Source organism: Pseudomonas sp. B21-040, from assembly GCF_024748695.1.
In the GTDB taxonomy this organism is placed as follows: Bacteria; Pseudomonadota; Gammaproteobacteria; order Pseudomonadales; family Pseudomonadaceae; genus Aquipseudomonas.
Genome location: NZ_CP087176.1, coordinates 2,003,657 through 2,015,147, shown reverse-complemented (window position 1 = coordinate 2,015,147; position 11,491 = coordinate 2,003,657). Strand labels below are relative to the sequence as shown.

The 11,491-nt window shown below is 57.3% G+C and carries 11 protein-coding genes; 2 read left to right on the top strand and 9 right to left on the bottom strand.

Features of this window, described 5'->3' with window-relative positions; genetic code table 11:
- Nucleotides 1–7: 7 nt before the first annotated feature.
- A complete protein-coding gene (cobA, locus tag LOY55_RS09130) occupies nucleotides 8–772 on the top strand; it encodes a uroporphyrinogen-III C-methyltransferase (RefSeq protein ID WP_223522473.1) in 765 nt (254 codons plus the stop codon).
- 76 nt (nucleotides 773–848) lie between these two features.
- Here cobA and LOY55_RS09125 read toward each other — a convergent pair whose 3' ends face one another.
- The 8 genes from LOY55_RS09125 to ppsA all read right to left on the bottom strand — a co-directional run bounded on the left by LOY55_RS09125 (nucleotide 849) and on the right by ppsA (nucleotide 8,933).
- A complete protein-coding gene (locus LOY55_RS09125; RefSeq protein ID WP_109785972.1) occupies nucleotides 849–1,892 on the bottom strand; it encodes an OmpA family protein in 1,044 nt (347 codons plus the stop codon).
- A 107-nt stretch (nucleotides 1,893–1,999) separates the two neighbouring features.
- The gene (gene sigX, locus LOY55_RS09120; protein ID WP_010456518.1) at nucleotides 2,000–2,590 is read right to left on the bottom strand and encodes an RNA polymerase sigma factor SigX; all 591 of its coding nucleotides are present in this window, start codon (nucleotides 2,588–2,590) and stop codon (nucleotides 2,000–2,002) included.
- 86 nt (nucleotides 2,591–2,676) lie between these two features.
- A complete protein-coding gene (locus LOY55_RS09115; protein WP_008048604.1) occupies nucleotides 2,677–3,501 on the bottom strand; it encodes a mechanosensitive ion channel family protein in 825 nt (274 codons plus the stop codon).
- 2 nt (nucleotides 3,502–3,503) lie between these two features.
- Nucleotides 3,504–3,752: a hypothetical protein gene (locus LOY55_RS09110; RefSeq protein WP_046027052.1), complete on the bottom strand. Its 249-nt coding sequence runs from the start codon at nucleotides 3,750–3,752 to the stop codon at nucleotides 3,504–3,506.
- Nucleotides 3,753–3,815: 63 nt separating this feature from the next.
- Complete coding sequence (locus LOY55_RS09105; RefSeq protein ID WP_046027053.1) at nucleotides 3,816–4,811, bottom strand: zinc transporter ZntB; 996 nt, start codon at nucleotides 4,809–4,811, stop codon at nucleotides 3,816–3,818.
- Between the two features lie 24 nt (nucleotides 4,812–4,835).
- Nucleotides 4,836–5,327, bottom strand: coding sequence for a ribonuclease E activity regulator RraA (gene rraA / locus LOY55_RS09100; RefSeq protein ID WP_027922555.1), 492 nt, complete (start codon nucleotides 5,325–5,327; stop codon nucleotides 4,836–4,838).
- 149 nt (nucleotides 5,328–5,476) lie between these two features.
- On the bottom strand, nucleotides 5,477–6,466 hold the full coding sequence (locus tag LOY55_RS09095) for an alpha/beta fold hydrolase (RefSeq protein ID WP_223522474.1): 990 nt from the start codon (nucleotides 6,464–6,466) through the stop codon (nucleotides 5,477–5,479).
- A 91-nt stretch (nucleotides 6,467–6,557) separates the two neighbouring features.
- Complete coding sequence (gene ppsA, locus LOY55_RS09090) at nucleotides 6,558–8,933, bottom strand: phosphoenolpyruvate synthase (RefSeq protein ID WP_223522475.1); 2,376 nt, start codon at nucleotides 8,931–8,933, stop codon at nucleotides 6,558–6,560.
- 174 nt (nucleotides 8,934–9,107) lie between these two features.
- Between ppsA and LOY55_RS09085 the strand changes: the two genes are divergently transcribed.
- Entirely contained in the window at nucleotides 9,108–9,926 is an 819-nt protein-coding gene (locus LOY55_RS09085) for a pyruvate, water dikinase regulatory protein (protein WP_046027057.1), read from the top strand.
- 110 nt (nucleotides 9,927–10,036) lie between these two features.
- On the opposite strand, the gene LOY55_RS09080 is transcribed toward LOY55_RS09085, so the two are convergent.
- Nucleotides 10,037–11,446: a PLP-dependent aminotransferase family protein gene (locus LOY55_RS09080; protein WP_223522476.1), complete on the bottom strand. Its 1,410-nt coding sequence runs from the start codon at nucleotides 11,444–11,446 to the stop codon at nucleotides 10,037–10,039.
- Nucleotides 11,447–11,491: the final 45 nt, after the last annotated feature.

Genomic DNA, 11,491 nt, shown 5'->3' with positions numbered 1-11,491 from the left:
AAACACTATGAGCGCAAAAGTCTGGCTGGTGGGTGCGGGTCCCGGCGACCCTGAATTACTGACGCTCAAGGCTGTGCGGGCACTGAGAGAAGCGGATGTGGTGCTGATCGACGATCTGGTCAACGAAGCGGTGCTGGAGCATTGCCCCGATGCGCGGATTATCCCGGTGGGTAAACGTGGCGGCTGCCGCTCAACCCCTCAAGCGTTCATTCACCGCCTGATGCTGCGTTATGCCCGACAGGGCAAATGCGTGGTACGGCTCAAGGGTGGTGATCCGTGCATCTTCGGTCGAGGTGGCGAAGAGGCGCAGTGGTTGCGCGAACGCGGGGTCGATACCGAATTGGTCAATGGCATCACCGCCGGGCTGGCAGGCGCGACGCAATGCGATATTCCGTTGACCTTGAGGGGCGTTGCCCGAGGAGTGACGTTGGTCACCGCCCACACCCAGGATGGCAGCAGCCTGAACTGGCAGGCACTGGCCCAAGGTGGCACGACGCTGGTGGTTTACATGGGGGTGGCGAAGCTCAGCGAGATACGCGAGCAATTGTTGGCCGGCGCGATGGCGGCAGATACGCCGGTGGCGATGATCGAAAACGCATCGCTGCCGCATCAACGGGAATGCCGCAGCACCCTGTCAGCCATGGAAGTAGATGCCGGCGCCTTTGAGTTGAAAAGCCCGGCCATTCTGGTGATCGGCGCAGTAGCGGCCAGTGCAACTCAATCCCTGTGGGGGTGTGAGTCACTGCGAAGACAAGTAAATCGATCTGAGTAGTTCTGACTTGCCTCACCAAATCGCAGACAAAGAAAAGCCCAGCCTAAGCCGGGCTTTTCTCAGAGCTTAAGGCTAATTACTTGCCTTTAGCTTCAACCTGCGCTTCTACGCGACGGTTTACAGCGCGACCTTCTGCAGTTTTGTTGTCAGCAACTGGGCGGGATTCGCCGTAGCCAACAGACTGAACGCGGGAGGATTCAACACCGTACTGGTTGGTCAGAACTTGTTTAACGGCGTTTGCACGACGCTCAGACAGTTTCTGGTTGTAAGCGTCAGGACCGACGTTGTCGGTGTGACCTTCAACAGTAGTGGTAGTCGATGGGTACTGCTTCATGAAATCAGCCAGGTTCTTGATGTCGCCGTAGCTGTTTGGCTTGACTACCGACTTGTCGAAGTCGAATTTCACGTCCAGCTCAACACGAACAACTTCAGCAACTGCCGGGCAGCCATCAGCGTCAACAGTTACGTTGGCTGGGGTGTCTGGGCACTTGTCAACGTTGTCGCACACGCCATCGTTGTCGCTGTCGGAGCAGACTTCTGGAGCTGGAGCTGCAGCGACTGGCTTGTTGCCGCCACCGAAGTTAACACCCAGACCTACGGAAGGAATGTAATCCCACTTGCCGTTGTCCAGTTTGTAGTCAGCTTCTACGCCAGCACGTGCGTAAACGTTTTCTACGAAGTAGTACTTAACGCCAGCGCCAGCAGTCAGGAAAGTCGACTGGTCACGGCCGCTGTGGCCGTCAGCTTGAACGTTGCTCATGCTGCCGTGCTTAACACCACCTTGAACGTAAGGACGCAGAGCGTCGCCGGCGTTGTTGAAGTGGTACTGAGCGTTCAGACCGAAGCTGTCGCCTTCGATTTTCTGCTTGCCAGTGTTGTTGTTCGAACGGGTGTAGTCTTCAGCGTTGTAGGTGAAGTTCAACGATACGTCGTCGGTCAAGAAGTAACCGATGGAGGCGCCAGGAGTGTAGCCGTCTTCAACGTTCTTAACGCTGTCGTTGTACTTCTTCCCGTAGTTGAGCTCGCCTTCAACTGCGCCTTGGCCTTGTGCCAGAGCGCCGAAAGAAGTAGCGGCAATAAGAGTACCAATGGCCAAGCCCAAGGTGTTTTTCAGTTTCATCCGTTAAATCCCCATCTGGTGATTGTAAAGCAGTCCCTCAAACCGGGGGACAACTCGGCGGCAAGTCTATCAGAACTTGCCTACACGTAAGAGATATTTGCGCTGAACTAAGTTTCAGCAATGCCTGCAAATTTCTCACGCAATTTATCTAGAGCACGTTTATACCGCATTTTTGTCGCACTCAATCCCATATGCATGATATCCGCGATCTCTTGAAATTCCAGCTCTGCGACAAATCGTAGCACCAGAATTTCACGGTCAATCGGATTTACATACACCAGCCAGCGATCAAGTCCACCCTTATCCTCAGGTTTCGGCGTCTTCTCTTCAGACGCTTCCTCGAGGGGGTCCAGACTCAAAGCGTCCATCAAGCGACGCTTTCGCCGTTCCTTCCGATACTGTGTGATGCATTCGTTGTACGTGATGCTATATAGCCATGTCTTGAACTTCGATTTACCCTCAAAGTTCTTCAGGCCATACAGCACCTTCAACATGACCTCCTGACAGACATCATCTGCGTCGCGATCGTTCCCAAGGTATCGGGCACAGACGTTAAATAATGTTCGCTGGTAACGCCGCATCAGTTCTTCATAGGCGCGCGTTACGTGAAACAGCTCGGTGTGCGAGCGCGCGACCAACTCCTCATCAGAGAGCTCGCGGGGGTCGTAGCGCGTGGAGAGCGATTGAGCTTTATTCAAAACAAGTCGGGCCGACAGTCAGGTCAATGTCCGCCGCAGCCCCTCAGGGCATTTTGCGGCGGCGTACATTAGCAGGGTTTGCCGGGTTAGCGGCTACTCACATGCTGCTCCAGGAGAATCCGATTTGAGAGAGAGACTAGCTCACCCTCATCGGTCAGCAATGTGGTTTTAACCGTGCCGATCTCTTCGATCTGGCCTTCGACCTCGCCAACACGCACTTGTTGCCCAACCTGATACAACTCACGCACATAGATTCCCGCAAGAATCTGACCGGCAATTTCCCGGCTTCCCAAACCCATGGCCAACGCTACCGCCAGACCAACGGTAATCAATACGATAACGATCACATGGTTGAGCAGGTCAGTCTTGACCTCCAACTGGCTGATCGCTACCGAGATACTGATGATGATCACCAGGCCCTGAGCAATACGTCCCAACCCGGAAGCATAGTCCAGACCTACGCCTTCTGCTGCGCCGCGCACCAATCCATTGGCCAGTTGTGCCAGCAAGACACCCACCAACAGGACCAGCGCCGCACCGAACACCTTCGGCAAATAGAGCGCAAGCATATCCAGCGTAGCTGAAACTCGTTCAAGTCCAAGGGATTCCGCTGCAGAAACCAGAAAAATAAGCAGAACGAACCAATAGACAATCTTGCCGATCAAGGTAGAGATCGGTACTTGAAGACCGGCCCGGGACAGTAATTTAGTCAGACCGGTACCGCCCATCAGGCGATCAAGACCCAGTTTGGCCAGCAGCTTGGACAGCAAAGTGTCCAAAAGTTTCGCCACGACAAAACCCAACAGCAGCACGACCAGTGCGCCGAACAGGTTCGGAATGAAGTTCGCAACCTTGGTCCATAACGCAGTCATTGCAGTGACGAGGCTCTGAGTCCAGAGATCAAGTTCCATATTCAATCAGCCTTATCAGCAGTGCGAACGGTAGGTTTACGGTGACGGGATACCGGCGAGATGTGGGCCGAGCCGTTATTGAGGGCGATCATCAGCGCGGGCAACCAGCGGCCCAACAGGCTGAACAGATCACCGGCGCCGACCTGGCGGTTGGCGGTTTTCAGTACACGCCCAAGGCACGCATCGTCGTCCCGGGTGGACGGTGATGCATTGAGCATGTCGCGCAAAGACTGTTCAAACGGATCGTGCATACGCACCTCTCGTGATGTCTGTGAAAGACGCGGTCAAATTTGCTCGGGTCACATGCCGCATGCTCAGACCCAGCGCAAACGTCGAAATAACCACCACTGCCCGACCGCCACCGAAACCATCATCAGGCACGCAATCAGGAAGCCATACGGACTGGCCGAGAACGGAATCCCACCCACATTGATCCCCAGAAGACCGGTCAAAAAACTCATCGGCAAAAAGATCCCGGTGATGATCCCGAAGCGGTACATCGTGCGATTCATCCGCACGCTCAAGCGTCTGTCTTCAGCCTCGAGAACCAGGCCCACCCGCTCGCGGGTCAATTCCAGCTCTTCCAGATACCGGGTCAGGCTGTTGTTCAATTCGTTCCAGTAATCCGCATCGTCGTCGACGAACCAGGGCAATTTGATCCGTGTCAGCTGACCGAATATATCTCGCTGCGGTGCCAGGAATCGTTTCAGCGCTGCGGCCCTGCGACGGATCTGCAAAATGGCTCCGTGCTCGGGAGTATACCGTTCGTCGGCATCCAGTTTTTCCTCTTCGTCATCGACCACTTCCGAGAGGCAACTGACCAGATCCTGCACTTTGTTGGTGAGGTACTGCGCCATATAGAGAACGAGTTCGGAGGCCGTTTTTGGCCCTTTGCCTTCGGCGAGCTGCACCAGCAATTCATCGGTTGCGCGCAATGGGCGCAATCGCAAGGAAATAACACGCTGGGCCGATGCAAAAATCCGCACCGAGACCATGTCTTCCGGTTCAGCGCCGGGGTTCAGGTTGACCCCGCGCAGAAACAGCAACAGTTCGGCATCCGGCAACGGCAACAGGCGCGGCCGGGTGTTTTCTTCGAGCAGAAGGTCACAGCTGAATTCACTCAAACCACTGGATTTACGCAGCCAGGTCTGAGTTTGCGGGTGACTGCGATCCCAGTGCAGCCACAGACTTTCATAAGCCTGAAGCTGCAAGTCATCGAGTTCAGTCCGGGCTATCGAACGCGCACCGCCTTTACCGTCCAGCACCAGGGCATGCACCAGGCCCCATTGCGCGTTTTCTTCCTCGAACATCCTCACTCCTTTGTTGGCAACGCTTTATTCAGGCATTTTCAGCGGGCTTGGCGAGATAATCACGCCATTGTTGTCCGCATAGATGTAATGGCCTGGATGGAACGTCACGCCCGCAAAGGTCACCGCAACATTGAGATCGCCAATACCGCGCTTGTCGGTTTTCATCGGGTGACTGGCCAGGGCCTGCACGCCCAGATCGGTCTGTGCAATGACGTCGACATCACGAATGCAACCGTAGATCACCAGCCCTTCCCAACCGTTTTTCGCGGCTTTCTCGGCGATCATGTCGCCCAGCAGCGCACGACGCAGGGAACCGCCACCGTCGACTACCAACACCTTGCCATTGCCCTTGAGCTCGGCTTGTTCCTTGACCAGCGAGTTGTCTTCGAAGCACTTGATGGTCACGATTTCGCCGCCGAACGAATCACGGCCACCGAAATTGCTGAACATCGGTTCCAGCACCTGCACCAGCTCCGGATAGGCGTCGCACAGGTCAGGCGTGAGGTAATGATTCATCGAGAAACTCCTGTAAAAAAGAAGACAGTCGAGTTGGCCGCGCTGAATGAAACGTTAATTCAGTCACTGAAAATGACCAGAACAACACAATGCGTCATATCTTAGCCTCAAGCCGACCAGAGCGAAATGCCCTTGTTAGAGCATCGGGCTCAAATGGCCGCGGCCAGATCCGGCTTGTCGCCCAACAATGGCGTCAGTTGATCGCCCAACCAACGGGCCACCAACGGCCAGACCTCTGCCTGAGCCGCTTTGCTGACGAGCATTTCCACGTGACCGAAATTGTCGCCAAAGCCATGCTCACGCCCAAGGTTCATGAACTGCTTGTGTTCGCTACCAATCTGCTCGAACAGTTTGTGGCATGCCCACGTCGGGTCCTGATGATCGCCAACCGCGCTCACCGCTAACACCGGCACCTGAACGTTGGCCAATCCGGCCCACCAGTCCTTGTCGACATCGCCAAAGCGCCCGAACAAACCGTACCAACGCATGCTTTCCAGGGCCAGGCCAATCGGCTCGTCTTCCGGGCCACGCTTGAGCCGTGAGCCCGACAGCTGCGCAAAGCGCTTGAGAATGAAGCGTCCGCCCCACTCCACCGGGGGAATCTTCAACGGCCAGTAAGTGCGGCTGACTTGCGTGCCGAAAAACGCCGCAGACGCCACCACAGGCTCACCGATGTACTCACCGCCCAATGCCGCCGCCAGGGTAATCCCGCCCAGCGAGTGACCGATCCAATGCGGGACCTGGCCACTTTGCTCGCGCACAAAAGCACCGATGGCCGGCAGGTCGTAACGAGCGTAGTCGGCGACGCGGTTCTTGCGGTAGTTCTGATTGCGCTGGGACAGGCCATGGCCGCGCATTTCCGGAATCCATACATCAAACCCCAGACGCGTCAGATAAGCGCCCAACCCCAAGCCTTTCGGGGAAAACCAGAAGCGTCGATTGGAAAAGCTGCCGTGCAACAGAATCACCGGCACGCCACGCACCGCCGCTTCATCGGCCATGCCCAGTCGCGTGACGGCCAATTCAACGGTGCCATCAGGGCTGTTGCCCGGCTTCAAACGGTAAACGTCTTCGCTCAGATCGCCGCGCCGTTCGGCGCTGATCAGGGCGACAGGAAATAGGTTGCTGCTGCTTTGCATAATGCTCTTGCACAAAAAAGGGCGGCATCCAGAGGAGCCCGCCCTACTCAAATCTTAAAGCCCCGGCCACTTGACCGGGGCTTCATTCACATCAAGCCTGCGCCTGACCCTCAGCCAGGAAGAACCAGGTTTCCAGTACGGAATCGGGGTTCAACGAAACGCTTTCAATGCCCTGCTCCATCAGCCACTTGGCCAGGTCCGGGTGGTCCGAAGGACCCTGACCGCAAATGCCGATGTACTTGCCGGCCTTGTTGCACGCGGCGATGGCGTTGGCCAGCAGCTTCTTGACCGCCGGATTACGCTCATCGAACAGGTGCGCGATGATCCCGGAGTCACGATCCAGGCCCAGCGTGAGCTGAGTCAGGTCGTTGGAGCCGATCGAGAAGCCGTCGAAGAATTCGAGGAACTCTTCAGCGAGGATCGCGTTGGATGGCAGTTCGCACATCATGATGATGCGCAGACCGTTTTCGCCGCGAGCCAGACCGTTTTCGGCCAGCAGATCGATCACTTGGCTGGCTTCGCCCAGGGTACGGACGAACGGCACCATGATTTCGACGTTGGTCAGACCCATCTCGTTGCGCACGCGCTTGAGGGCGCGGCACTCGAGTTCGAAGCAGTCACGGAACGATTCGCTGATGTAACGCGAGGCGCCACGGAAGCCCAGCATCGGGTTTTCTTCTTCCGGCTCGTAGAGCTTGCCGCCGATCAGGTTCGCGTATTCGTTGGACTTGAAGTCCGACAGACGCACGATGACCTTTTTCGGCGTGAACGCTGCAGCCAGGGTGCTGATGCCTTCCACCAGTTTGTCGACGTAGAAGTCGACCGGGTCGTTGTAACCGGCGATGCGCTTGTCGACGCTGTCCTTGATGTCCTGCGGCAGGCCGTCGTAGTTCAACAGCGCTTTCGGGTGAACACCGATCATGCGGTTGATGATGAACTCCAGACGGGCCAGGCCCACACCGGCGTTCGGCAGCTGCGCGAAGTCGAAGGCGCGGTCGGGGTTGCCGACGTTCATCATGATTTTGAACGGCAGGTCCGGCATCGCGTCGACGGAGTTCTTCTTGATGTCGAAGCCCAGTTCGCCTTCGAAGATGTAACCGGTGTCGCCTTCAGCGCAGGAAACGGTCACGCCCTGGCCGTCTTTCAACAGCTGGGTGGCGTTGCCGCAACCGACCACGGCCGGGATGCCCAGCTCGCGAGCGATGATCGCCGCGTGGCAGGTACGACCGCCACGGTTGGTGACGATGGCGCTGGCGCGCTTCATGACCGGTTCCCAGTCCGGGTCGGTCATGTCGGAAACCAGCACGTCGCCCGGCTGGACTTTGTCCATCTCGGACACGTCCTTGATGATGCGAACCTTGCCGGCGCCAATGCGCTGGCCAATGGCGCGACCTTCAACCAGCACGGTGCCGGTTTCTTTCAACAGGTAACGTTCCATGACGTTGGCCTGGGTACGGCTCTTCACGGTTTCAGGGCGAGCCTGAACGATGTAGAGCTTGCCGTCGTCGCCGTCTTTGGCCCATTCGATGTCCATCGGGCACGCGTAGTGCTTCTCGATGATCATCGCTTGCTTGGCCAGCTCGCTGACTTCGGCGTCGCTCAGGCAGAAACGTGCGCGATCAGCCTTGTCGACGTCGATGGTCTTGACCGATTTACCGGCCGTGGCGACTTCGCCGTAGATCATCTTGATGGCTTTGCTGCCCAGGTTGCGGCGCAGGATGGCTGGGCGACCAGCGGCCAGCGTGCCTTTGTGGACGTAGAACTCATCCGGGTTCACGGCGCCTTGTACGACGGTTTCACCCAGGCCGTAGGCGCCGGTGATGAACACCACGTCACGGAAACCCGATTCGGTATCGAGGGTGAACATCACACCGGCAGTGCCGGTTTCGGAGCGGACCATGCGCTGAACGCCGGCCGACAGGGCCACCAGCTTGTGGTCGAAGCCCTGGTGCACGCGATAGGAAATCGCACGGTCGTTGAACAGGGAAGCGAACACCTCTTTGGCGGCGCGGATAACGTTTTCCACACCACGGATGTTCAGGAAGGTTTCTTGCTGACCGGCGAAGGAAGCGTCCGGCAAGTCTTCGGCGGTAGCGGAAGAGCGCACGGCCACGGCCATGTCAGGGTTGCCGGCCGACAGCGTGGCGAACGCGGTGCGGATCTCGGCGTTGAGCTTCTCGGGGAATTCGGCTTCCATGATCCATTGACGGATCTGGGCGCCAGTGCGGGCCAGGGCGTTGACATCGTCGACATCCAGGGCATCGAGGGCGGCGTGGATCTGATCGTTCAAGCCGCTCAGTTCCAGAAAATCACGATAAGCCTGAGCTGTCGTGGCGAATCCACCGGGCACCGAAACACCGGCACCTGCCAGGTTACTGATCATCTCGCCCAGGGATGCGTTCTTGCCCCCCACATGCTCAACATCGTGTTTGCCGAGCTTATCGAGGGAAACTACGTACTCTACCAAGGTGATCTCTCCACTAACTGTGTTGGAAAAGCTCAGGAGCCGGCTGCTCGGAGGAGCGTTTGCCAGCTGTATGGCCTGGACCTGGAAAATAAGTGAGAATGCGGGCCACTGGCGGCCAACAAACCGCGCCTATCATATCCAAGATTCGTCTTTAGCTTAAGGCCCAAGGTGCAAATGAAACGATCTGCTTTCTTTATTTCCGACGGGACAGGCATCACAGCCGAAACCCTGGGTCAAAGCCTCCTGGCGCAGTTCGAAAACATTACCTTCAGCAAATTCACGCGACCGTATATCGATAGCGTGGATAAAGCGCGGGCCATGGTACAACAAATCAACAAAGCCGCCGAAAATGACGGCTTCCGGCCGATTATTTTCGACACCATCGTCAACCAGGACATTCGTGAGATTCTCGCGACCTCAAATGGTTTCATGATCGACATTTTCTCGACGTTCCTGGCACCGCTTGAACAGGAATTGACCGAGCATTCTTCCTACACCGTCGGCAAATCCCATTCCATTGGCGCCAACACCAACTACATGGAGCGTATCGAGGCCGTGAACTTCGCCCTCGACAACGACGATGGTGCCCGCACGCACTATTACGACAAGGCCGATTTGATCCTGGTCGGCGTGTCGCGTTGCGGCAAAACCCCGACATGCCTGTACATGGCCATGCAATTCGGTATTCGCGCGGCCAACTACCCGCTGACCGAAGACGACATGGAGCGCCTGACACTGCCGAACGCCCTGCGCGCCCATCAACACAAGCTGTTCGGCCTGACCATCGACCCGGACCGCCTCACCGCGATCCGCAACGAGCGCAAGCCCAACAGCCGCTATTCGAGCTATGCCCAGTGCGAGTTCGAGGTGCGAGAAGTGGAAAACCTGTTCCGCCGCGAGAACATTGCGCACATCAACTCCACGCATTTTTCCGTCGAAGAAATCTCGGCGAAAATTCTCGTGGAGAAAGGTGTGGAGCGGCGGTTCAAGTAGTTCTGCGGCGCTTGATTGATCGCAATCGCTCCCACAGGGATCCTCAGTGGACACAATATTTGTGAACGACTGAGGCCCCTGTGGGAGCATGGCTTGCCCGCGATGAACGATTACTCGGTCTCGACCAACGCCCCCACCAACGCTTCAAACCCTCGCAACAACAATCGATCATCCCCCGCCGAGTTACACACACTCGCCCGAACACACTGCGCAACGGCGGCATGCCCAACCGCAAACGCCTCCGCTGTCGCCACCCGATAATTTTTCTCCTTGAGCTCCGCCGCAATCTGCGACGCCCGCCACGGCTCAGGCACTTCGATCCAGAAATGCGGACTGTGGGAATGAGTCTTGTACACCGCCCCTTCCAGCAACCCCGCCACCAATGATTTACGACGGCTGATCTCGGCAATTTGCTGCGCCAACAACTGCTCGGCCATGCCGTTTTCTATCCACAGGCTCGCCACTTCCAACGTCAACGGACTGGCCATCCAGCAGGTCCCGCGCACCGCGGCGCTCAAGCGTCCGATCAACGGCTGCGGCGCGTGCAGATAGCCAACCCGTAACCCCGCTGAAACAGCCTTGCTCAAACTGCCGATCAGCACCGAGCGCTCCGGGGCGAAATAGCTCAGCGGCAACGGTCGCTGTTGAGCCAATACCGCGTGGGCTTCGTCTTCGAAGATCAGCAGATTGTGCTGACGACAGACCTGTGCAATCGCCTCGCGTCGTGCGACGGACATCACCGCAGCCGTAGGATTCTGGATCGTCGGCGTGCAGTACAGCGCAGAAACCCGGTGCTGACGGCAAATGTCCTCCAGCGCTTGCGGCATCAGCCCTTCATCGTCCATCGCGATGCCGATGAGTTTGATTCCCAGCATCCGTGCAACACTGATCAACCCCGGATAAGTCAGGTGTTCCGTCACCAACGTATCACCGGATTTGAGCAGCGCCATCAGGGCACACAACAGACCGTGCTGGCCGCCATTCACGCAGACAATCTGATCCGCGTGCGGCGCAAACGCACCGTGCTGAAGCCAACGTGCACCCGCCTCGCGGTAGTGCTGCAAACCGACATCGGCGGTGTAGCCGCTGACGCGCTGCATCGCTGCAGAATCGAGCGACACGGCGTGCAGACTCTGGCTCAGAAACAGCGCCTCCTGCCCCGGAATCGGCTGATTGCGGCTCATGTCAAAAAACGGCTGCGGTTCGTCGCTGACATTGCGAAAGCCTGCGTCTCGCACACGCTCCATCCCTTGCTGACGCACATACGTCCCGTCACCGACGCGAGCGACTACCACACCGATTCGTTCGAGTTCGCCGTAAGCGCGACTGACGGTGCCGATGGTCACACCGACGCTATCGGCCAGCAGTCGATGGGGCGGCAATTTGCAGCCGGGTTCGATCAATCCGTCGACAATGCTTTTGTGCACGGCATCGGCAAGGCGCTTGTACTTCACGCCCACACCATTGGCGAGCCCGTCGCGCAGAATTGACACCATGGCAATACTTGTTTTGACAGTCATTGATGCCCCGAATAGCGTGCTGAAAACAGGTGCAATCATGGATAG

What these genes read in the sequence shown, in the direction of transcription:
- LOY55_RS09105 (WP_046027053.1), bottom strand. Translation starts at nt 4,811, where the DNA reads ATGTTCGAGGAAGAAAACGCGCAATGGGGCCTGGTGCATGCCCTGGTG.
- LOY55_RS09125 (WP_109785972.1), bottom strand. Translation starts at nt 1,892, where the DNA reads ATGAAACTGAAAAACACCTTGGGCTTGGCCATTGGTACTCTTATTGCC.
- LOY55_RS09085 (WP_046027057.1), top strand. Translation starts at nt 9,108, where the DNA reads ATGAAACGATCTGCTTTCTTTATTTCCGACGGGACAGGCATCACAGCC.
- LOY55_RS09080 (WP_223522476.1), bottom strand. Translation starts at nt 11,446, where the DNA reads ATGACTGTCAAAACAAGTATTGCCATGGTGTCAATTCTGCGCGACGGG.
- LOY55_RS09115 (WP_008048604.1), bottom strand. Translation starts at nt 3,501, where the DNA reads ATGGAACTTGATCTCTGGACTCAGAGCCTCGTCACTGCAATGACTGCG.
- rraA (WP_027922555.1), bottom strand. Translation starts at nt 5,327, where the DNA reads ATGAATCATTACCTCACGCCTGACCTGTGCGACGCCTATCCGGAGCTG.
- LOY55_RS09110 (WP_046027052.1), bottom strand. Translation starts at nt 3,752, where the DNA reads ATGCACGATCCGTTTGAACAGTCTTTGCGCGACATGCTCAATGCATCA.
- LOY55_RS09095 (WP_223522474.1), bottom strand. Translation starts at nt 6,466, where the DNA reads ATGCAAAGCAGCAGCAACCTATTTCCTGTCGCCCTGATCAGCGCCGAA.
- cobA (WP_223522473.1), top strand. Translation starts at nt 8, where the DNA reads ATGAGCGCAAAAGTCTGGCTGGTGGGTGCGGGTCCCGGCGACCCTGAA.